Source organism: Halopenitus sp. H-Gu1 (assembly GCF_041821145.1).
Lineage (GTDB): Archaea > Halobacteriota > Halobacteria > Halobacteriales > Haloferacaceae > Halopenitus.
The window spans coordinates 1-610 of record NZ_JBGUBC010000071.1 but is presented as its reverse complement, the minus strand read 5'-3'; the positions used below and the strand labels follow the sequence as shown (position 1 = coordinate 610).

Here is a 610-nt window from a genome sequence, read left to right as displayed (position 1 = left end):
GACGGCCTCGCTGAGGACGGGGCTTCCTGTTTCCACGACGCGCTTTGCAGGAACCGAATCGGTTCCCGTAGGGAGCGCAGTCTCCGCAGGCATTGAATCGGGGTGAACCACCCCTACCTGATCGAGTCCGCGTGAAAGGATGTTGTACGCCGCGTTGAGGTCGCGGTCCGCCTCGAATCCGCACGACGGACACGAGTGCTCGCGGACCCACAGCGGTTTGTCGGTCGAAACGCTGCAGTTGGAACACTCTTTCGTCGTTCCGCGTGGATTCACGGCGACAAAGTGGGTTCCTTCGCGTTCGCACTTGTACTCCAACATCCGCAGGAACGTCCCCCACGTCGCTCCGGCGCGGTTCCGACTGTTGGACGGGAGTTCCATCAGACTCTTCGCGTCGAGGTCTTCGACCGCTACGAGGTCGTATTCCCGAGCGTAGTAGTTCGAAAGTTTGTGCAGGAAGTCCCGACGCTTTCGCTTCAGATCGGCATGGCGACGGGCTACTACGCGCTGTTGCGTGCGGTAGTTCGCCGAGCCGTGTTCCTTCCGCGAGAGATCGCGTTGTGCACGTTCCAACCGCTCGCGTTCCTCGGAGAGGTCGGGCCCTTCGACGGCG

General features: G+C 61.8%; 1 protein-coding gene. It reads right to left on the bottom strand.

Annotated elements, in window-relative coordinates:
• Positions 1-610, bottom strand: a 610-nt coding sequence (locus ACERIT_RS16190) for an RNA-guided endonuclease InsQ/TnpB family protein (RefSeq protein WP_373675881.1), incomplete at both ends; no start/stop codon positions are given.